This is a genomic window from Streptosporangium sp. CA-115845 (assembly GCF_050943795.1).
In the GTDB taxonomy this organism is placed as follows: Bacteria; Actinomycetota; Actinomycetes; order Streptosporangiales; family Streptosporangiaceae; genus Streptosporangium.
Genome location: NZ_CP191988.1, coordinates 6907232 through 6926381, shown reverse-complemented (window position 1 = coordinate 6926381; position 19150 = coordinate 6907232). Strand labels below are relative to the sequence as shown.

The following is a 19150-nucleotide window of genomic DNA, read 5'->3' as shown; positions in this document are numbered from 1 at the left end:
CTCCTACCAGGGGACGGGGCCGTTACGGTCGAAGAAGCCTCCGGTGGGCCCGTCAGGGTCCAAAGTGGCCAACCTGATGATCGCATCGGCTCCCTCGGCGACGGTGTGGACACCCGTGTGATGGTTCATGTCGGTGGCGGGGTTGCCCGGATCCGCGGCGTTGACCTTGAACCCGGGCAGCGCTCGGGCGTACTGGGACACGATCATGTTGAGCGCCGCCTTCGACGAGGCGTAGTCCAGGGCCAGGAAGCCGGACTCGGGGCGGGTGGGGTCGCCGGCGTGTGTCAGCGAGGCGAGACCGCTGGACACCATGACGATGCGGGGCTGTTCCGACTTCCGCAGCAACGGCAGGAACGCGTGTGTGACCCGTACCTGACCGAACACGTTGACCTCGTACAGCTCCCGTAGCGCGTCGGCGCCCATGTCGGCCGGATCCAGCAACGGGCCACCGACTCCGGCGTTGTTGACCAGCACATCCAGGTGATCCACGCGCCCGGCGACGGCCTTCACGGCCGCCGCCACGGACTCGTCCGAGGTCACGTCGAGCTCGACGAACTCGACATCGAGCCCTTCACCCGCCAGCGTGTCCGCGGCCTGCATGCCGCGTTCCCGGTCCCGGGCGGCCAGCAGGACCAGCCACTCTCTCCCGGCCAGGCGGCGTACGGTCTCCCGGCCCAGTCCCTTGTTCGCTCCGGTGACCAGCGCCACCGGCTTCATGTCCGTCATGGGGTCGATCGTCGGTGCGCGCGTCCGGGCACGCCAGGACCGCTGAGGCACGGGACCCGCGGTACCACCCGGCCGCGTGGTCCGTGCGACATCATCGAGGAGTGGACCGCGCCGAACTCGCCGAAGTACTCCGCACGGCCCGGGCCCGGGTGCGACCGCAGTTCGCCGTTCCCGGCGTCGCCCACCACCTCCACGTCGTCGACCAGGTCCAGCAGCGCCACCAGGCCCTCGCGCATGAGCTGCTGGTCGTCCACGACCAGAACCCTCACTCCGGCACCTCCGCCCGTACCTCCCACAGACCACCCGCCGGTCCGGCGTTCAGAGCCCCGCCCGCGAGCGCCAGCCGCTCACCCATGCCCTGCAGGCCGTGCCCTGATGACGCCGCCGCCTGTCCGGCCGCGCATGGGTTGCGCACCACCAGCCGGATGGTGCCCTCGCCGTAGCCGAGCTCGACCCTGACCGGCTCGCCCGGGGCATGCTTGGCGGCGTTGGTCAGCGCCTCGCGTGCCGTACGCAGCAGGCAGACCTCCGCCGCCGGGGTGATCGGCCGTCGCGTGCCCGTCGTGCGCAGCTCGGCGGGCACGTCGTGGTCCCTGCGATGCTCGGCGACCAGCAGGCTCAGCGCGTCGGGCAGCGGCGGCACGTCCTCGCGCAGGGCCGCCACCGCCGAGCGCGCCTGGACCAACCCCTCCCTGGCCAGAGCCCGCGACCTGCGGATGCGCGTCACCGCTCCCTCCACGTCGCCTCGCTCGGTGAGTACGGCCTCGGCGACCTCCAGCTGCACCCCCAGGGCACCGAGGGAGTGTGCGAGCCCGCTCGTCGAGCGCCATGGCCCTGGCCCGGTCCTGCTGGGCCCGGCGGTAGTGGCGCCGGTGCAACGCGAAGAGCACGGTGCACATCATGACCGCCCCGCGGACCACGATCGCCGGTCGAGGCTGCTCCCACCACAGCATGCTGCCGACCATGAACGTCAGGTCGCCCACGGTGACCGCGACGATCGCTCCCATGCTCGGCGTCATGTGCGCCGCGAACAGCAGCAGTGTCGCGAACAGCAACACCGTGGGCGCCGCCTCGGCCGATCCTGACACCGACGCGGCGATCGCCGAACCGGCCGCGAGCAGGAGCTTGCCGTTCATCTTTCCCCCATTGGCGTCCAGGAGCCGGTGCAGCAGGTCGAGCCAGAGGCCCGACCGTCCAGAGCGTTTGTCCATGCCTGGGAAGGTAGGGATCGGGTGGGGTGGAGCGGCACCCTCGAAGGGTGGAGAGCGGGGTGGAGCTCGACGTAGCCGGTAGCCGTGTCGCCCACCTGGCAACTACCCGGGCGCGCACGTGGTCGTCTGCCAGGTCCCGCCGGAACGCTGGACGGAAGAGATTCGCGCCCTGGCCGCCCGCTGGGAGGCGGAACAGCGACCAGCGAATCCACGGCGACGGTGAGCGGCGGTCGGGCTGTAGAACGGGGGCATGGACGACCCCGCAGACGCGACCCCGCCCCTTGTGATCGATCGGGACGCCGACCGCGTGTTCAACCAGCTGTATGGGCGATGGATCGACGAGTACGGCGTCGACCCCGACGAGGACCCGGAATTCCGCAGACGGAGCGGGGCCCAGCCGTACCTGGCCGGTTCGCGGTTCCAACGTGGTCGACGCCAAGTACAAGGCCGGGAAACCCGAGGGCTTCCCGGGCGTCGGCCTCTACCAGATGCTCGCCTACTGCATCGCGCTCAACCTCCCGGAAGGCCACCTCATCTATGCCAAGGGCAACGCCCCGCACGCAGCCCACCGCGTCCGGCGCGCTCGCATCACCATCCACCAGCACGCCCTCGAACTGGACCAGCCACCGGCCGGGTTGCTCACCGAGGTGAGAACTCTGGCCCGGCGGCTGGTCGCGGTCATGCCCGTATAACCGGTGCCCGTCAGTCGAACTCGCCGTTCCTGACACTGCTGACGAACGCGGGCCACTCCGAGGAGGTGAAGATCAGGCTCAGCTTGTCGGGGGCTTTCGAGTCACGTATCGCGACGATACCGGGAAGGTTCCGAGCGATTTCCACGCAGTTGTTGTTGTCGCCCTGGCTGAATGTGCTCTTGCGCCATTCGGCGCCGGACAGATCCATCGGTGCCTCACAACCGGTCGATCAGGCTGATCGTGGCTATGCCGGTACAGCGGGCCTGTCAGGCGAAGTCGCCGTTCCTGACACCGCTGATGAACGTGGCCCACTCGCCCGGGGTGAACTTCAGCATGGGTCCGCCGGGGTCTTTGGAGTCCCGTACGACCTGGCCCCCACCGGGGAGCACCGCGACCTCGACACAGTTCTGTCCCTCTGCCGAGCTGAGGGAGGATTTACGCCACGTGAGATCGGAATGGGTAAGCTCCATGACTTTCGCCCTTACTTGAGGTTTTTTGCCAGATTTTCAATGTACGTCACTGATGCGTCCGCACTTAGTGCTGATGCGCGGAGGTAGCCATAGCTTTTCCGATAGTGGGCCACATCCTCCGGCTTCTCCAGAAAGAGATCACCGGCCGCGCCGACCTCCACGTAGATGATGCTGGGGTCCTCGGATGCCTGGTAGTCAAGGATCGTGAAACCACCGGTCATCGAGGTGTGCGCACCAACCGCGTCCTGGAGCACTTGGATACCGACGTTCCGACGTTCGGCCATCCGGCACAGTTGGTGGAGTTGGTCGCGCATCACAGCGATACCGCCGACCTGTTTGCGGAGCGCGGCCTCGTCGATCACCGCCCAGAAGGTTGGCCGGTCTTCACGATCCAGGATTCGCTGACGGGCCAGGCGCGCCTCGGTCAGGCGCTCGGTGTCGCAGGTCTTCATCACCTGCCCGCCCTTGAAGATCGCTGTAGCGTAATCCGCAGTCTGGAGCAGGCCGGGGATCAGCATCGCCTCGAAGGTTTGGATCTCCGTGGCTTCCCATTCCAGGCCGACAAGTGCTCCACGGCGGGCAACAACTTCGAACTCGCCATCGCCATCGCCATCGCGGTCGCGGTCGCCACCTTCGGCGTCACCTCCGGCCAGGCCCTGGCCGGCCGGGTCGGTCAGCTGCCAGTCCAGGTAGCGTTTGCCGGGGAAGATCGGGCAGGTGTCGCCGCAGCCCGGTCATCTCCTGACACCACACCCGAGCCCGTCGGCTCGCACCGAACGCCCCGTACTCACCAGGTGCGCCGGTCAAGCTCCGCCGGGTTCGGCCCGGGGAGTCCGTCCGTGGCGTGTAGCGCGTACAGGTTGCCGTTCGAGCTGCCGACGTAGACGAGGCCGCCGGCCACGACCGGCAGGGTCTGGAACCTGCCACCGGTCTGAAAGTGCCAGCGGGGCGCGCCGGTGGCCGCGTCCAGCGCGTGCAGCGTGCCGCCCTCGTCCTGGGCGAAGACGGTGTCCTCGTGGACCGACACCTGGGTGGTGCGCGGCCTGCTCCACCGTTCTTTCCCGGTTTCGGGGTCGAGGGCGTGCAGGCTCCGGCCGGCGACGTAGACCTTCCCTCGTGACGCGGTGACGTTCCACCGGCCGCTGTCACCCTCGGTGGTGAGCCTCCATCGCTCCTGGCCGGAGGCGGCGTTCAGCGCGTACGTGCGCCCGGCGAGATCGCCGAGGTAGACGGTGCCGCCGATCACGACGGGGTCGTACCGGACGGCGGCGCCGACGTGGGCGCGCCACCGCGCCTTTCCGGTGGCGGGGTCGAGCGCGGACGCCTTCGCGCCGGTGATCACGAAGATGGCCTCCCCGGTCGCGGCCAGATAACCGGCCGGGTTGATGTTGCCGGTGCCCACGCGGGAACGCCAGCGAAGCGCGCCCGTCCTGGCGTCGAGGGCGTACAGCACGCCTTCCCGGCTGCTCACGTGGACGGTGCCGGCGGCCACGACCACGCGGCCCAGGGTGCCGGGGACGCGGAAGCGCCACCGCCGCTTGCCGGTGGCGGCCTCCAGCGCCACGACGTGGGTGAGTCCGACGCCCGCGTACACGCCGCCGTCCTGGATGACGAGGTCCTTGATGCCGGCGTACCGGGTGCCGAAGCGGCGGTTCCACCGCATCCGGCCGGTGGCGCTGTCGAGGGCCGCCACCCCGTCGCTCCTCACGCCGTAGAGCACGCCGTCCACGAGCATGGGCATGACCGGCCAGGATTTCCACCGCGCCCGGCCGGTGACGGCGTCCAGGGCGTACAGACCGTCGTCGGCGCCGGCGTACACCACACCGCCGTCCACCACAGGGTCGGCGCCGACCCTTCCGTCGGCGAGATGGGTCCACCCGCCCGTCCGCGCCGGAGGCGGGACGCGCTCCCCCGGCCGGTAGCGGGCCATCAGGTTGTCACGCACCCGGAACGCGGCCAGGCGCAGCACCAGTCGCGACGGCGACGTCAGATGGACGATGACCGGGCCCACGTTGACCAGCGCTGCGCCGAAGGTCCCCCCGGGGCCGTGGGCGGTGTAGGAGAAGACGCCCTCGCCCGCGATCGTGGGGTCGTGGTCGAAGCTCTCGTGACGCCTGGTCAGCTCGGCGGCGGCGGCGAAGAGGGCGCCGGCGTCCGGGGACACCCAGCTCACGGAGAGCGAGATGACCCCGCCGTCGTCCTCGGATGGCACCCAGTCGCAGGTCACGGGCCTGGGCAGGGTGAGGCGGCCCAGGGACTTGTTTCCCGGGACGCGGCGGACGTCCTGGCCGAGGTCGCGCGAGGTGAGCAGGGAGCAGGCGTCCGGCCAATCGCCCGGCGGGACGCCGCCGAGTGCGACGGGGCCGGTGGGACGTCCGTAGACGGGACGCAGGGCGATGATCCGGGCGTCACCGTGGATGAAGGCCAGATGGGAGGTCGCCCCCACGAAGACGGTGGTGTGGGTGAGCGGCCTGTCGAGGGGGAGCGGGTTGGGAGGGCCGGTGTCCTGCTCTCGCGAGTTGAGATAACCGGGTAGCGGCCACGCGTTGTTCCAGTCGAACCCGGGGCGGTCCTCGGCGTCGGGATGCCGGCCGACCTCCGGCGCCGGGATCCCGGCGGTGGCCCGCTCCAGGTGGGAGCGGGGCAGCGGTGTGCCGTCCCGCGTGAAGAGGAAATCGTCGCCGTCCAACGCCGCGATGACGAAGCCCTCCGACGCCTCCCTGAACCAGAGCCGGACGCCGACGCCCGGCGCGGTGCGCCAGGTGGTCACCGGACGTGTCCAGTTCCGCCGTAGCGTGCGCGGATCGAAGGAGTCGAGCCGCACACGGCCTTGCCCGCAGCGGCTCAGCAGCAGCAGAGCCCCGGATGTGGAGCCGGTCTCTCCCTCGCAGCCCACCGCCTCGGCGGCCCGCGCCCGGACGCCGCCGGTTCGCGTGTCGAGCGAGAGCAGCCCGGACTCCCGGTGGAAGACGACGACGCCGTACTCGGACACCTGGATCCGCGGAAAGTTGTACTCCCGTGGCCCCGACGGGGGCAGCGCGTGCCGCCACAGCGGTCCGCCGGAGGCCAGGTCGTAGCCGTACAGGGTCCGGTCCGACGATCCTTTCCGGCTCCCGGCCACGACGAGGGTGCCGGCCGTGGCCCACGCGTCGCTGAGGGAATGGAGCGGGGTGCGAACGGTGAGCCGGATCGCGCCGGTGCCGGGATCGCGCACGGTCACCGTCCCCTCTTCCGACATCGCCATGATCAGATTCTCGCCGGACAGGAAGGAGAACGAGGCCGTCTCATCGGCGGGGGCCGACCACGCCGCCTTCCACCCCACGAGCTCCAGCGGGGGCCGCCCGTCGTCGGCGACCGCGAGCGCGGCGGCCACCGAGAGCGCCGCCAGAACCCGGAGGCAGCGGGTGATCAGCATGTCCGGCGTTTCCCGCAGGAGACCGGCTGCCAGCCGCCCTGCGGCGCCTGCCGGTAGTGGGACCGGTACCGGGCGGCCTCGCCGGTCAACCGGAACGGCCCTCCGTCCGGTCCTTTGACCATGACCTCTTCTGTACGGCCGTCCGCGAGCACCGTGACCCGCAGGTCGAACTCGTAGTACGCCTTCTTGCCGGTGAAGCTCAGGCTGAGCGTGACCGGCTCGTCCCGTTTCAGGTCAATCTGCTTCTTCCGGAAGTACGGGGTGTCCCCGCCGGTCGTGAACCGAGGCGCGGGACGGTCGAGGTCGGCGGCCATCTCGACGGTGCCCGCCTCGCCGCCGCCGGTGAGGGCGATCAGGCGGGCACCCTCCGACACCGGCCTGCGGGCGAGGACCCGCGGCTCGATGTCCACGATGCGCAGGCTGCTGCGGTTCCCGGTCAGCGCGACGGTGACGTTCATGCTGTCGATCAGGGCCATCTGGTGGCGCGCCAGCACCGCCGCACGCTGCTTGTCCGCGTGGGCGGCCAGCATGAGCGCCCGGTCCTCGGGATCGGTCACCGGTTCGCGCAGGACGGTGTCGCGCTCGGAGTAGTCGACGGCTACGTGGCCGACGGTGATCGGGGCGGCGCCGCGTACCTGCTCGACCGTGTCGGAGCCGTGCGCGTTGTACCACTCGGTGAACACGACGCCGAACGCGGCCAGGATCACGGCGCCGACGATCCCCGCCAGCCACGCCGGCAGCCCTTTCGGCCGGGCGGGATCGGACGCCTCGGCATCCCCCTGCCGCTGGGCCGCGGCGTCGCGGCCGATCGATGTGCGCTTGTTCCGGCGCGCTCTGCCCATGGGAACGCATTCCTCCACGACTGATCGTCGAGACCAGGGTAGGCACGAGCTTGAGCGCGAAGGAGCGGTTTTTCGGTTATTCACGGCTGTCGGGGATTCGGGTCGGCCTGCCGGCGACGAGGTGGATGGCCGGGCTCGGCGCGTTCGCACTGCGCTCGGACATCGAACTCCAGCACCCACCACCGGGTGATGACGGCCGATAGTGCTCTGCTGCGGTCAGCCGCGTGGCGGTTCGACGCGAATAAGAAGAATTCGGGGCAAATGTGATCTTAATGTCATAAAGATCCACCATTGTGGAGGAGTGCGAACGTGGCTCAGTGATCAAGTTAGGAAGCGGCTGGGCGCGTTTGGCCTGATTGTGCCCTCCGTCGCGCAGTGCGCTGTGGGCGCCGCGCTGGCCTGGATCGTCGCCGTTCATCTGCTCGGCCACACCCACCCCCTCTTCGCGCCCATCTCCGTGATGATCTGCGTGGGTGTGGGGTTCGGTCGGCGGCTGCGCAGGGTGGCCGAGCTGGTGGTCGGCGTCAGTCTGGGCGTGGGCATCGGCGACCTGCTGGTGTCATGGATCGGCTCGGGCCCCTGGCAGATGGCGCTCGTGATCGCGCTGGCGATGAGCATCGCGGGGCTGCTGAACAGCGGTGAGCTGTTCGTGTCGCAGGTCGGGTCGTCCGCGGTGCTGGTCGCCATGCTGGTGCCGGGCGAGGATGTCGGCGGGCTGGACCGGATGGCCGACGCGCTCACCGGCGGCGTCATCGGCATCGCCGCGGTCGCTTTGCTGCCTGCCAACCCGCTCACCATCGCGGGCAGGCATCTGTCCGGCGTGCTCGACGCCTTCTCCACCGTGCTGGAGCAGGCGGCGGAGGCGATCGAGAAGGGCGATATGGAGCTGGCCGCCGAGGCCCTGGAGGGCGGACGCAGGACCCAGACGGCGGTCGAGGAGTTCGAGGCGGCGCTGGAGAACAGCAAGGAGATCATCATGATCTCGCCGCTGCACTGGCATCACCGGGCCAGACTGACCAGGTACGAGACCGCCGCCCTACCGGTGGATCTGGCGCTGCGCAACGCGCGGGTGCTGGTTCGCCGCACGCTCGCGGCGCTGGGTGAGGCCGGCCCGCCGCCGGCCGCGCTGGCCGAGTTACTGCGCGAGGTCTCGGAGGCGGCACTGCTACTGCAGCTCGAACTAGGGGCTGGGCGCGAACCGATGCTGGCCAGGCAGGCGTTGCTCGCCGTCGCCGCGCGGGAGCGGCCGAAAAACCTGGGCTTCTCCGCGAACGTCATCATCGCGCAGCTGCGCTCCATCGCCGTCGATTTGCTTGAGGCGACCGGGATGGACCACGACGTGGCCTCGGCCGCGCTGACCCCGCTGAACGAGCGGAGCGACGAGAGCACGCGCGGCTGAGGCCGAACAGCCCGAAGGCTCGCCAGAGGGGAGATGCCCCGCCTTTCACCGGTCAGTGCGGGGGGCGCAGGGCGCCGCCGGTGAGGCCGTCGGCTGCCTGCACTCGTCCGGTCTCCGGAAAATGGCGTGACGGCCTCCGGCGTAGTGTCGGAGGCCGTCGTGATATCCGCTCGAAGCCGCGTGGTCTTACTTGAAGCGGCGCAGGCGCAGGCTGTTGCCGACCACGAAGACCGAGGAGAACGCCATCGCGGCTCCGGCGATCATGGGGTTGAGCAGGCCGAGTGCGGCCAAGGGCAGGGCGGCCACGTTGTAGGCGAAGGCCCAGAACAGGTTGCCCTTGATGGTGGCCAGGGTGCGGCGCGACAGCCGGATGGCGTCGGCGGCCACCCGCAGGTCGCCACGGACCAGGGTGAGGTCGGAGGCCTCGATGGCCGCGTCGGTGCCGGTGCCCATGGCCAGGCCCAGGTCGGCCTGGGCGAGCGCGGCGGCGTCGTTGACGCCGTCGCCGACCATGGCCACCGACCTGCCCTCGGCCTGCAGGCGCTTGACGACGTCGACCTTGTCGGCGGGCAGCACCTCGGCGATCACCTCGTCGATGCCCACCTCGGCGGCCACCGACCGGGCCACGGTCTCGTTGTCACCGGTGAGCAACACCGGCCTCAGTCCCAGCGCTCGGAGCTCGCGGATGGCCTCGGCCGAGGTCGGCTTGACCGTGTCGGCCACCACCAGCACCGCGCGGGCCTTCCCATCCCAGCCGGCCGCGACCGCGGTACGGCCCGCCGCCTGAGCCGCTTGCAGTCTCCGTTCCAGTTCCACCGGCAGGTGCTGTGACCATTCGGCGAGCAGTGCGGGGCGGCCCACCAGCACGGCGTGCCCGTCGACGATGCCTTGGACTCCGAGGCCTTCGAGGTTGGCGAAGTCCTCGGCGGCGGGCAACTCGCCCACGCGCTCGGTGGCGCCCCGGGCGATGGCCTGGGCGATGGGGTGCTCGGAGGCGTGCTCCAGGGCGCCGGCCAGGCGCAGCACCTCGGTGGCGTCCTCGCCGTCGGCGAGGTGGACGTCGGTGAGGGTCATCTTGCCCTCGGTGACGGTGCCGGTCTTGTCGAGCACGACGGTGTCGATCTTCCTGGTGGATTCCAGGACCTCGGGGCCCTTGATCAGGATGCCGAGCTGGGCTCCGCGACCGGTGCCGACCAGCAACGCGGTCGGGGTGGCCAGGCCCAGGGCGCAGGGGCAGGCGATGATCAGCACGGCGACCGCGGCGGTGAAGGCCGCACCGGCACCGTCGCCGGTGCCCAGCCAGTAGCCGAGCGTGCCGACGGCCAGCGCGATCACGATCGGGACGAAGATCCCGGAGATGCGGTCGGCCAGCCGCTGCACGGCGGCCTTGCCGGTCTGGGCGTCGGCGACCAGCTTGGCCATCTGGGCGAGCTGGGTGTCTGCGCCGATGCGGGTGGCGCGGATGAGCAGGCGGCCACCGGCGTTGACGGTCGCGCCGGTCACCGCCTCGCCGGGACCCACCTCGACCGGCACCGACTCGCCGGTGAGCATGGAGGCGTCGATGGCGGAGGAGCCCTCCTCGATCACACCGTCGGTGGCGATCTTCTCGCCGGGCCGGACCACGAACCGGTCCCCGACCTTGAGCTGGTCGGAGGGGATGCGGACCTCCTTGCCATCGCGTAGCACCGCGACGTCCTTGGCCCCCAGTTCCAGCAGGGCCCGGAGCGCGGCGCCGGCGCGGCGCTTGGAGCGGGCCTCGAAGTAGCGGCCCGCCAGGATGAACGCGGTCACGCCCGCGGCCGCCTCGAGGTAGATGTTGCCCGAGCCGTCGGTGCGCTCGATCGTGAACGCGAACGGGTGAGTCATACCCGGGGTACCCGCGCTGCCGAAGAACAGCGCCCACAACGACCAGCCGAGAGCGGCGATGGTGCCGAGCGAGACCAGGGTGTCCATGGTCGCGGCGCCGTGGCGCAGGTTGATCCACGCGGCCCGGTGGAAGGGCCAGCCCGCGTAGACCACGACCGGCGCGGCCAGGACGAGCGACAGCCACTGCCAGTTGGTGAACTGCAGCGCCGGGATCATCGCCATCGCGATCACCGGCACGGCGAGCACCACCGCGGTGACCAGCCGCTGGCGCAGCGGCTGAAGTTCATCGGCCGGGTCGCTCTGTGATCCGTCCTGCTGTGTGCCGCTGTCCGGCTGCACAGGAAGCGCGGCGGTGTAGCCGGTCTTCTCGACTTCGGCGATGAGATCTTGCGGGTCGATGCCCTCGCCGAAGGTGACCTTGGCCTTTTCTGTGGCGTAGTTGACGGTCGCACTCACGCCGTCGAGCTTGTTGAGCTTGCGCTCGATCCGGTTGGCGCAGGACGCGCAGGTCATGCCACCGATCGAGAGTTCGACCGTGCCTTGCGACCTGTCGTCGGTGAGGGGGGACATCACCTGCTCCTTTCGCTCGTCATGCCAGAGGTCAGTGGTTGTGGTCGCCGTGTGAATCGGACGCCGACGGGGTGGCCGCCGGTGTCGGGCTTGAGGCGGTGGCCGGTGTGGGGAGTTCACCGGCGCGGGCGGTGAAGGCGGCGGTGCGCACGTCTCCCTCGTGCTGGAAGTCCAGGAACAGCCGGTAGTCGCCCCGGCTGGGCACCTCGGCGTAAAAGGTGATCTCCGGACCCGGCTGGGTCCTGCCGTCGCCCGGCTCCCCGTCGGGATGTACGTGCAGGTAGGCCAGATCTCCCGCGCGCAGCGCGACCAGGTGACCGTAGGCGCCCAGATAAGGCTGCAGGTCGGTGACCGGGCGGCCGTCCTTGCTCACCTTCAAAGTGAGCTTGCTGGAGGCACCGGGGGTGAGTGCCCCGTCGAGCTCTACGGTGTAGCCGTCGACCGTGGACGTACGGCTCAACGCGGGCAACGCCCTGGGCTCGTAGGCGCCGCCCGCGTGCAGGTCGGCGCCCAGGGTCAACCCGGTGCCGCCCTCGGGGGCGAAGTCGGCGAACGCCCGGTAGGCACCCGCCTCGGGCAGCGTCAGCTTCACCGACCACACACCCTCGCCGACCGGCTCGGGGTGCAGGTGCTGGAAGCCGCCCAGATCGCGGGAGACCACAATGAAGTGCAGCTTCTTGCCATGCAGCGTCTGGTAACCGGTGACCGGGCGGCCGTCGGGGCCGATGACGGTGAACCGGAAGTCGGTCGGCTCGCCGGGAGTGATCGTCGTCGTCTCGGGGGTCAGGGTGTAGCCGTTCTGGGACACTTGAAGCCCTCCTGGGATGGATGCCCCGGTCGCCGTCTGGCTGGGGGCCGGCTGTGCGTGAGTTGCGTGAGCGTCCGCAGTCTGGTTCGGGGGTAGGGGCTGGGCCTGGTGGCCGTTGACGGCGGGCGGCGTCCCGGTGGAGCCCACCGCGGTGCCGGCCCCGAGAGCTCCGCCGAAGATCACAACGAGTCCGAGGGCGTAAGCCCCGAGCTTGGCGGGTGTGTTCATGACGGAGCCACCACTTCGTATCCGGCTTCCTCGACGGCGGCCGTGATCGCGGCGTCGTCGATGGGGCCGTCACTGTCCACGGTGATCAGGCCGGTGGCCAGGTCCACGGTGACGCCGGTGACGCCCGGGACCTCGGTGACTTCTTCGGTGACCGAGCTGACGCAGTGGTCGCAGGTCATGCCCTTGACGGTGTAGGTGCTGGTGGTGGCCATGACGGCCCTCCTCTTCATGCGTGGATCCGTGTGCTGATCAGGATGGTTATGGGTGGGTCAGGAACGGACAAGGCGGGCGATGCTGTCGGAGGCTTCCTTGATCTTGGCTTCGGCCTCGGGCCCGCCCTTGGCGGTGGCCTCGGCCACGCAGTGCGCCAGGTGCTCTTCCAGCAGGGAAAGGGCGAAGGACTGCAGGGCCCGGTTGGCCGCTGAGACCTGAGTGAGGATGTCGATGCAGTACTTGTCTTCCTCGACCATCCGCTGCAGCCCGCGGGCCTGGCCTTCGACCCGGCGCAGCCGCCGCAGGTGATCCTGCTTGTTGTCGGTGTATCCGTGCATCTGTCCCCCTACGTTCAGCTTCACATCTATCCTAACACCATACCCCCCTATGGTATTCCGGGTGGTTGGTGAATCGGATGCACCGCAGGGAGAGCGGAAGGGGGCGTGCCGGGGCACGCCCCCGAACCGTGTCAGGCGCGCGCCGCTTCCCGCTGCGTGTCGGTGTCGGCAGGCGTCGGCCTGGCCTTGCGCATGAGCAGCAGGGTGAGCACGGCCCCTATGGCGGCCATGGCCCCGGCGCCGATGAAGGCGGCCTGGAAGCCGTCGGTGAGTTTGGGCAGGTTGCCCAGCTCTGTGGCGCCCTGGGAGGTGGCGATCGCGGTCATGACGGCCAGGCCGAGGGCCGAGCCGACCTGGTAGGTGGTGTTGACGATGCCGGAGGCCAGCCCGCTCTCCTCCGGCCGTACCCCGGACATGGCCGACATCATCGCCGGGATGTAGGCCAGGGACATGCCGACCGCGGCGATCAGCGAGGCGGGCAGCACATCGGAGATGAATGCCCCGTCCGGACGGACCAGGGATAGGCCCGCCACCCCGGCGGCCAGGACGAGCAGGCCACCGGCGATGAGCGGTTTGGCACCAAATCGGCCGAGTAGCTTGGCGGTGATGCCGATCATGAAGATCATGATGGCGATGGTCATCGGCAGTAGCGCCGCGCCGCTGGGGAAGGCGCCGTAACCGAGAACCTGCTGCAGGTAGAGGTTGAGGAAGTACCACATCGGGATCCAGGCGGCACCCAGCAGCGCCATCGCCAGGTTCGCGGTGGCCAGGCCGGGGGTGCGCCAGACGCCCAGCGGCATGAGGGGCTCGCGCACCGTGCGCTGGATCACCAGGAACACGATCAGCAGCGCGAGTGCTCCGGCCAACTCCAGCAGCGTCGCAGCCGAGCTCCAGCCCTGCTCGGGAGCGCGCACGATGGCGTAGACGGCCAGGGCGATGCCCGCGGTGACCGCGATGGCGCCCAGCACGTCGACCGAACCGCGCTTGCCCTGGACGGCAGGCAGCAGAGCCGGGACCGCGGCCAGGGTGGCCAGGCCGATCGGCACGTAAACAATGAACAGCCACGGCCAGCTCAGATACTCGGTGATGACGCCGCCCAGGAACACGCCGGCGGTGCCGCCGGCCGGGGCCGCGGCGCCGTACAGGGCCATGGCCTTGCCCAGCTCGCGCGGGTTGTGACCGAAGAGCATCATGAGCAGGGTCATCGAGGCCGGGGCGATGAGCGCGCCGCCGATCCCTTGGACGCCGCGACCGAGAATCTCGACCCAGGCGTTACCCGCCGCCGCGGCGACGATGGAGCCGGCGATCAGGATGAGCCAGCCGGTGGTGAAGACCTTGCGGGCGCCGAACAGGTCCGACAGCCGTCCGCCGAGCAGCAGCAGACCGCCGAAGGCGATGACGTAGGCGTTGAACACCCACTGCAGGTCGCCCTGGGAAAAGCCGAGGTCGCGCTGCATGTCGGGCAGGGCGACACCGATGATGGAGGTGTCCATGATGACCATGAACTGCGCGGCGGCCAGCACGATGAGTGCCTGCCACCTACGTGGATTGACGGCGTTCATGCCGCACTCCTGATTCCGCACATCCCCGCCGGAATGGCAGGATGCGTCATAGGGGGGTGGGTGTGATGTCGAACTCGGACCGGCCCCGCAGGTGGGCGTGCACGCCAATGCACGCCCACCAACTGTTTGCTCAGGCGGACTTCCTCTAGGAAGCGCCGACGGGCGAGGTCTCGGCCAGGGCGTAACCCGCCTGGTCCACCGCCGAGCGGATCTCCTCGTCGGAGAATCCCGCGCCGCTGACAGTGACCGCGCCGCTGGCCAGATCGACCTGGACGCCGGTGACGCCGCCGACCTTGCCGATCTCAGCCGAAACCGACGAGACGCAGTGCCCGCAGGTCATTCCGCTGACCGTGTAGACGCTTCCGCCGCTGGTCTCCACCTGCGCGGAGACGCTGTCCGCGGAGACGCTGTCCGCGGAGACGCTGTCCGCGGTGCCGCACGCACATGCCGTGCACATGAGGTTCTCCTCTCGCATGTACCCCTAGGGGGTATCTCGGTTTATGACCTTAACATACCCCCATGGGGTTAAATTTCAACAGGGGGCATCTATTTCACCGTCGCATGGCGCTTTCCTCCGCTACCAGCGGATCTACACCGGAAGGAGCAAGGCATGCGGTCGCATGCTATACCCCCGCACCGTATATATAGCGGGCGATGACCAGCCTGGCGACGGCGAGCAGGAGAGCCTCGGGCGGCTGGTGAGGCAGGAGGCATCCGGGCCCACCAGGACGGCGGCCTCGGCATTGACGGCGAGCCGGAGGGTTGTGACTTGCGGCGTTCAGCGGGGTCTGATTACCGAATGTCGCACCACGGCAGAGACCGGAATCCAGCAGCGGCATGCACCTCGCACTACCTGCGACGTGGTCGAATCATGGAAGAGAGGGGGATGCCGACCGCCCTACGATGGCTGCATGTCAGAGCGCGAACGCCCTTCGTCCCCCTCTGCCGTTCATCGGCACCAGCGGACTCCTGATCGGGAACAGTTGGAGAAGGCGAGCGCGGTGTTCGCCCTGCTGTCCGATCCCACGCGACTGCATCTGTTGTGGCTGTTGGCCGCGGGGGAGACGGACGTGACCGACCTGGCCACGGCCAGTGGCGCGGCCCGGCCCGCGGTCAGCCAGCATCTGGCCAAACTCCGTCTGGCGAACCTGGTGCAGTTCAGGAAGGAGGGCCGCCGCGCGGTGTACTCGCTGCGCGACGGACACCTGCGCAACCTTGTGGTGGAGGCGCTGAACCATGCCGACCATAAGGTGACCGGCGAACCCTGGCACTCCTGAGACCCGAACGGGGAATTCCTCCGCCCTTCCTACTGTTCAACGCGTGCATAATTGCGCACATAAGCACGCTGAAGGCCGCTGTGGCCTGAGAGGGCGGAGTCATGTTCTTCGTACTACGTAATCGCACCTACCGGCACCTGTTCGCCGCGCAGGCCATCGCCCTGGTGGGCACCGGGCTGGCGACCGTGGCACTGAGCCTGCTCGCCTACGACCTGGCCGGAGCGAGCGCCTCCGTGGTGCTCGGTACCGCGCTGGCCATCAAGATGGTCGCCTTTGTCGGCATAGCCCCAGTGATCAGCGCTTTCGCCGACCGCATCCCGCGCCGGACCCTGCTGGTGACCGCCGACCTCATCCGCGGCGGCGTCGCACTGGCCCTGCCGTTCGTCACCGAGGTGTGGCAGATCTACGTCCTGATCTTCCTCCTTCAGGCCGCCTCGGCGGCCTTCACCCCGACCTTCCAGGCGACCATCCCCGAGGTGCTGCCGGCCGAGCGTGACTACACCCGGGCGCTGTCGCTGTCTCGGCTCGCCTACGACATGGAGAGCCTGTTCAGCCCCGTGCTCGCGGCCGGGCTGCTGACCCTGATCAGCTACAACCGGCTGTTCTTCGGAACCGTCCTGGGGTTCCTGGCCTCGGCCGCGCTGGTCGTATCCGTCGTCCTGCCCAGGCCGGCACCGGTCCGGCGCAGCGGCGGCGCCTTCGCCAAGGCCACCTACGGCGCCCGGCTCTTTGGGGCCACGCCGCAGCTGCGCGCCCTGCTCGCCCTGAACCTGAGCGTCGCGGCCGCCGGCGCCATGGTCATCGTCAACACCGTCGTCCTGGTCCGCGATCACCTGGACCGCACCGCAGGTGACGTCTCGATCGCACTCGGCGCGTTCGGGGCCGGATCGATGGCCGTCGCCCTGCTGCTGCCCCGCGTGCTGGACAGGCTCAGTGACCGCAGGGTGATGCTGCCCGCGGCTGTCGCTCTCTTCGTGGTCCTGGGCGCGTTCACCGTCGGCCTGACGGCAGGCGTCCTGTCGTGGTCATGGCTGCTGATCGCATGGGCGCTGCTGGGCGCCGCGACATCCGCGGCGCTTACCCCGACCGGTCGCCTGATCCGGCGCGCCGTGCTGTCCGCCGACCTGCCGGCCGCCTTCGCGGCGCAGTTCTCCCTCTCCCACGCGGCCTGGCTGCTCACCTATCCACTGGCCGGGTGGCTGGCCTTCAGCGGCGGGATGGTCGCGGCCGCCGCCGTACTTTCCGCGATCGGTTTCGTCGCCGCCGCAGCGGCCTGGGCTCTTTGGCCCACTGAGGCGGCAGTCCGCTCCACCGCCGCGCCCAGCCACCAGCTCACCCGAAGTGACACCAAGGAGGAGCATCAGCTGGCCGCTTGATGGGTGTCGGTAAGAAATGTGTCCTGCGCCCCAAACCATAGGATTTCCACTGACCAGAGGGCTAAGCGCCCATGAGATTGGCTGGAGGGTCCTCAGGCGATGGCCAGGAGCTTGGCCAGGTCGGCGGGCAAGGGGCATGGGTTCGGTGAGCCCGACGCGGGTGCGGCCGGTGTGGTCTTCGGCGTAGCGGCCCAAAGCGGAGTCGGCTCCGAAGTGGGCGCGCAAGCTCACCGACGAGGACCGCCGAGCTCTCTCACCGCTGTTCTGGGTACATGTCAACCCATACGGATGGTTCAGGCTCGATGGAGAGCGTGTCACACCACGGCGTACCCGTACGTGGTGACGAACGGTTCGAGATCGGGAACTCCGAAGCTTTCGCACATCGACTTGAAGATCGCGGCCTTTTCCTCGCCGAAGCGGCGGACCTGAGTGGTGTAGAAGGTGGCGGAAACAAATGTCGGGGGGTCGGTTTTGCTGTGAAACTTGTCCGTGTACATCACAAGTTCTTCTTCGCCTGATTCCGCCATGTAGTCGGCAGGTGGCAGCGGGAGACCTTGTCGCTGTACGTCGTGACGGCTGATTCCCATCCCGGTGTGACAGGAGCAGAAGCGGCAGATCTTCTCCGGGAACCCCTCGCCAAGGAGAAGTTCGTGGCCGAGTATCCCGTGACGCACATAGCGTGCGTGATCGAGCTTTCCAGCCTGGTCGTACAGCCGGTACACCCCGATGTCATGAAGCAGGCTGCCGGCCCGCACCAGGTCCGGATCGAGATCGGGGGCGGCACGGGGGAGGAGCTGTTCCGCGATTCCACACACGATTTCGCAGTGGGTGTGGACGAGCTCGAACGCTTCCCGGGTGGGCGCGTACTTCGCGTGCAGCGCGCGAATCTCTCCGTCCGTTGGAATCCGCATGCCGGGAGTGTCCCGGTGATCCGCCGTCTCGGCAAGGCGGCATGCGTGCCCGCCGGTGCTGTCGCCGCCGAGCCGGCCTGACGCATAACCGCGCTCCAGGGCTGTCCACCCGGGTCGTGTCACCGGCCCTGGCGGATGCGCGATACGTGAGGTTCCGGTTGACGACGGCTGTGCCACGTCGCTCAAGGTGACATGAGTCAATACAGCTTCGGGGGATTCCCTTTGGTCTCCACTACTTTTCGGGTCTGGCTCTCCCATTTCCAGATGAGGTCACGCCACTCCGGGGAGTCGAAGTAGTCGTCCACGGGGGTGGAGGTGTCGAACTCCGGCATGTAGCTGCCCAGGACGCCTTTTTCCAGTATGCCGTCGGCGATTACCCCGCGCTCCCGCAGGATCAGAGAGGGAAGCCCCAGTTGGAAGGCCATGGCCGGCTCGATGTGCGACCAAGGGCTCGTCAGCCATTGGTCGCTGACGATGTAGGGGGAGCGGCCCGGTAAGTCGGCCAGATGGTTTCCAACGGCCCGCTCAACGTATGTCCGGCGGAAGACAATCGTGATCAAGGCGTTTGACTCAAGCATCAAACGGCGGATCGCTTTCAAGGGGGCGTCCATGTCGTAGTCCGTCACGCCCAGGGTTCGGAGTGCGAAACCGCGGTCGTCGAGATAGCCGCAGAGTGCTTCGACGAACGCCTCTTGCCGAGAGTTGCACGGTTTCGGATAACTCAGAAAAATGGATATTTTAAATCTGGACCGGGGGACGGGGCGGCGGCGCTCACGTCGGCAGCCTACAACAGGCCGCAGCGGCGCTATGTTCAAAATAGTGAGCGGGGAAGAATCAAAGCCTAACCATTGGTGCGGGACATCATCACCGGTCACTCGGACCCAGGGCGAATGGTCTACCGGGATCTCCGGACACCCCGAGGGGAGGCGCGGGTGATCAGGAGGTTTCCTTGATCTGGGTGATTCCGCACACCGCTGGCGTGCGGAATCACCCAGATCAAGGAACTGGCCTGTTTTTCATGGTGATAAGACTGATTTATCCCCATTCAGTCAGGGGCGATAACCATGACCGGTTCCCGGTGTGGCGTCTCGCGCCGGATCCGTGGACATGGCCTCCCGTCGTTTGCGGCTCACGCGTACCGGGAAGAGCGCTTCCATGCAGGTCAGATGCTGTTTTCAGATGCGGGGCGCGTGGCCGGACGCGTATGGGGAGACCGGCCACCGTGTCACGCACGCTGAAGTGTCCG

The 19150-nt window shown here is 68.8% G+C and carries 20 protein-coding genes and 1 pseudogene; 5 read left to right on the top strand and 16 right to left on the bottom strand.

Annotation, left to right across the window (positions count from 1 at the left end):
* Positions 1–3: 3 nt before the first annotated feature.
* Genes ACQP0P_RS33115 through ACQP0P_RS33105 form a run of 3 tightly spaced genes read right to left on the bottom strand, consistent with a single transcriptional unit; the run spans position 4 to position 1510 of the window.
* Complete coding sequence (locus ACQP0P_RS33115; RefSeq protein WP_433362402.1) at positions 4–726, bottom strand: SDR family oxidoreductase; 723 nt, start codon at positions 724–726, stop codon at positions 4–6.
* Entirely contained in the window at positions 723–995 is a 273-nt protein-coding gene (locus ACQP0P_RS33110) for a response regulator transcription factor (protein ID WP_433362399.1), read from the bottom strand. Before ACQP0P_RS33110 ends, ACQP0P_RS33115 begins: the two co-directional genes overlap by 4 nt.
* Entirely contained in the window at positions 992–1510 is a 519-nt protein-coding gene (locus ACQP0P_RS33105) for a sensor histidine kinase (RefSeq protein ID WP_433362397.1), read from the bottom strand. Before ACQP0P_RS33105 ends, ACQP0P_RS33110 begins: the two co-directional genes overlap by 4 nt.
* A gap of 852 nt (positions 1511–2362) precedes the next feature.
* Between ACQP0P_RS33105 and ACQP0P_RS33100 the strand changes: the two genes are divergently transcribed.
* Positions 2363–2629, top strand: coding sequence for a hypothetical protein (locus ACQP0P_RS33100; protein WP_433362394.1), 267 nt, complete (start codon positions 2363–2365; stop codon positions 2627–2629).
* A 10-nt stretch (positions 2630–2639) separates the two neighbouring features.
* On the opposite strand, the gene ACQP0P_RS33095 is transcribed toward ACQP0P_RS33100, so the two are convergent.
* Genes ACQP0P_RS33095 through ACQP0P_RS33085 form a run of 3 tightly spaced genes read right to left on the bottom strand, consistent with a single transcriptional unit; the run spans position 2640 to position 3617 of the window.
* Positions 2640–2837: a DUF397 domain-containing protein gene (locus ACQP0P_RS33095; RefSeq protein ID WP_433362391.1), complete on the bottom strand. Its 198-nt coding sequence runs from the start codon at positions 2835–2837 to the stop codon at positions 2640–2642.
* Positions 2838–2895: 58 nt separating this feature from the next.
* Complete coding sequence (locus tag ACQP0P_RS33090) at positions 2896–3099, bottom strand: DUF397 domain-containing protein (RefSeq protein WP_433362388.1); 204 nt, start codon at positions 3097–3099, stop codon at positions 2896–2898.
* Positions 3100–3110: 11 nt separating this feature from the next.
* The gene (locus ACQP0P_RS33085; protein ID WP_433362385.1) at positions 3111–3617 is read right to left on the bottom strand and encodes a DUF5753 domain-containing protein; all 507 of its coding nucleotides are present in this window, start codon (positions 3615–3617) and stop codon (positions 3111–3113) included.
* Between the two features lie 51 nt (positions 3618–3668).
* On the opposite strand from ACQP0P_RS33085, the pseudogene ACQP0P_RS33080 reads away from it, so the two are divergent.
* Positions 3669–3794: pseudogene (locus ACQP0P_RS33080) on the top strand (ACR3 family arsenite efflux transporter); the annotation flags it as partial.
* Between the two features lie 92 nt (positions 3795–3886).
* Here the strand turns inward: ACQP0P_RS33080 and ACQP0P_RS33075 are convergent.
* Positions 3887–6514: a PQQ-binding-like beta-propeller repeat protein gene (locus tag ACQP0P_RS33075; protein ID WP_433362382.1), complete on the bottom strand. Its 2628-nt coding sequence runs from the start codon at positions 6512–6514 to the stop codon at positions 3887–3889.
* Positions 6508–7356, bottom strand: coding sequence for a hypothetical protein (locus ACQP0P_RS33070; RefSeq protein WP_433362379.1), 849 nt, complete (start codon positions 7354–7356; stop codon positions 6508–6510). Before ACQP0P_RS33070 ends, ACQP0P_RS33075 begins: the two co-directional genes overlap by 7 nt.
* Before the next feature lie 358 nt (positions 7357–7714).
* Here ACQP0P_RS33070 and ACQP0P_RS33065 point away from each other — a divergent pair, with 358 nt between their 5' ends.
* Positions 7715–8755 carry an FUSC family protein gene (locus ACQP0P_RS33065; RefSeq protein WP_433362376.1) on the top strand — a complete coding sequence of 347 codons (1041 nt, stop codon included), beginning with the start codon at positions 7715–7717 and terminating at the stop codon, positions 8753–8755.
* Between the two features lie 186 nt (positions 8756–8941).
* Here the strand turns inward: ACQP0P_RS33065 and ACQP0P_RS33060 are convergent, their stop codons facing one another.
* From ACQP0P_RS33060 to ACQP0P_RS33035, 6 genes are all read right to left on the bottom strand, one after another.
* A complete protein-coding gene (locus ACQP0P_RS33060) occupies positions 8942–11191 on the bottom strand; it encodes a heavy metal translocating P-type ATPase (RefSeq protein WP_433362373.1) in 2250 nt (749 codons plus the stop codon).
* Between the two features lie 31 nt (positions 11192–11222).
* Positions 11223–11999 (bottom strand): hypothetical protein, encoded by a 777-nt coding sequence (locus ACQP0P_RS33055; protein WP_433362370.1) that lies wholly within the window; start codon positions 11997–11999, stop codon positions 11223–11225.
* Between the two features lie 224 nt (positions 12000–12223).
* Positions 12224–12439 carry a heavy-metal-associated domain-containing protein gene (locus ACQP0P_RS33050; RefSeq protein ID WP_433362367.1) on the bottom strand — a complete coding sequence of 72 codons (216 nt, stop codon included), beginning with the start codon at positions 12437–12439 and terminating at the stop codon, positions 12224–12226.
* Positions 12440–12496: 57 nt separating this feature from the next.
* Positions 12497–12778, bottom strand: coding sequence for a metal-sensitive transcriptional regulator (locus tag ACQP0P_RS33045; RefSeq protein ID WP_433382240.1), 282 nt, complete (start codon positions 12776–12778; stop codon positions 12497–12499).
* Positions 12779–12909: 131 nt separating this feature from the next.
* Positions 12910–14340, bottom strand: a complete 1431-nt coding sequence (locus ACQP0P_RS33040) for an MFS transporter (RefSeq protein ID WP_433362364.1) — start codon at positions 14338–14340, stop codon at positions 12910–12912.
* Between the two features lie 145 nt (positions 14341–14485).
* A complete protein-coding gene (locus tag ACQP0P_RS33035) occupies positions 14486–14797 on the bottom strand; it encodes a heavy-metal-associated domain-containing protein (RefSeq protein WP_433362361.1) in 312 nt (103 codons plus the stop codon).
* 454 nt (positions 14798–15251) lie between these two features.
* Between ACQP0P_RS33035 and ACQP0P_RS33030 the strand changes: the two genes are divergently transcribed.
* Positions 15252–15617 carry an ArsR/SmtB family transcription factor gene (locus ACQP0P_RS33030; protein WP_433362358.1) on the top strand — a complete coding sequence of 122 codons (366 nt, stop codon included), beginning with the start codon at positions 15252–15254 and terminating at the stop codon, positions 15615–15617.
* A 101-nt stretch (positions 15618–15718) separates the two neighbouring features.
* Positions 15719–16993 carry an MFS transporter gene (locus ACQP0P_RS33025; protein WP_433362355.1) on the top strand — a complete coding sequence of 425 codons (1275 nt, stop codon included), beginning with the start codon at positions 15719–15721 and terminating at the stop codon, positions 16991–16993.
* Between the two features lie 314 nt (positions 16994–17307).
* Here the strand turns inward: ACQP0P_RS33025 and ACQP0P_RS33020 are convergent, their stop codons facing one another.
* Both ACQP0P_RS33020 and ACQP0P_RS33015 read right to left on the bottom strand, forming a co-directional pair.
* Entirely contained in the window at positions 17308–17904 is a 597-nt protein-coding gene (locus tag ACQP0P_RS33020) for an HD domain-containing protein (RefSeq protein ID WP_433382237.1), read from the bottom strand.
* A 197-nt stretch (positions 17905–18101) separates the two neighbouring features.
* On the bottom strand, positions 18102–18530 hold the full coding sequence (locus tag ACQP0P_RS33015; RefSeq protein ID WP_433362352.1) for a hypothetical protein: 429 nt from the start codon (positions 18528–18530) through the stop codon (positions 18102–18104).
* Between the last annotated feature and the right edge of the window lie 620 nt (positions 18531–19150).

Bases quoted from the DNA above. Each gene is read 5' to 3' on its own strand.
- ACQP0P_RS33115 (WP_433362402.1), bottom strand. From the start codon at position 726: ATGACGGACATGAAGCCGGTGGCGCTGGTCACCGGAGCGAACAAGGGA.
- ACQP0P_RS33095 (WP_433362391.1), bottom strand. From the start codon at position 2,837: ATGGATCTGTCCGGCGCCGAATGGCGCAAGAGCACATTCAGCCAGGGC.
- ACQP0P_RS33090 (WP_433362388.1), bottom strand. From the start codon at position 3,099: ATGGAGCTTACCCATTCCGATCTCACGTGGCGTAAATCCTCCCTCAGC.
- ACQP0P_RS33085 (WP_433362385.1), bottom strand. From the start codon at position 3,617: ATGCTGATCCCCGGCCTGCTCCAGACTGCGGATTACGCTACAGCGATC.
- ACQP0P_RS33075 (WP_433362382.1), bottom strand. From the start codon at position 6,514: ATGCTGATCACCCGCTGCCTCCGGGTTCTGGCGGCGCTCTCGGTGGCC.
- ACQP0P_RS33070 (WP_433362379.1), bottom strand. From the start codon at position 7,356: ATGGGCAGAGCGCGCCGGAACAAGCGCACATCGATCGGCCGCGACGCC.
- ACQP0P_RS33060 (WP_433362373.1), bottom strand. From the start codon at position 11,191: ATGTCCCCCCTCACCGACGACAGGTCGCAAGGCACGGTCGAACTCTCG.
- ACQP0P_RS33050 (WP_433362367.1), bottom strand. From the start codon at position 12,439: ATGGCCACCACCAGCACCTACACCGTCAAGGGCATGACCTGCGACCAC.
- ACQP0P_RS33045 (WP_433382240.1), bottom strand. From the start codon at position 12,778: ATGCACGGATACACCGACAACAAGCAGGATCACCTGCGGCGGCTGCGC.
- ACQP0P_RS33040 (WP_433362364.1), bottom strand. From the start codon at position 14,340: ATGAACGCCGTCAATCCACGTAGGTGGCAGGCACTCATCGTGCTGGCC.
- ACQP0P_RS33035 (WP_433362361.1), bottom strand. From the start codon at position 14,797: ATGTGCACGGCATGTGCGTGCGGCACCGCGGACAGCGTCTCCGCGGAC.
- ACQP0P_RS33030 (WP_433362358.1), top strand. From the start codon at position 15,252: ATGTCAGAGCGCGAACGCCCTTCGTCCCCCTCTGCCGTTCATCGGCAC.
- ACQP0P_RS33025 (WP_433362355.1), top strand. From the start codon at position 15,719: ATGTTCTTCGTACTACGTAATCGCACCTACCGGCACCTGTTCGCCGCG.
- ACQP0P_RS33020 (WP_433382237.1), bottom strand. From the start codon at position 17,904: ATGCGGATTCCAACGGACGGAGAGATTCGCGCGCTGCACGCGAAGTAC.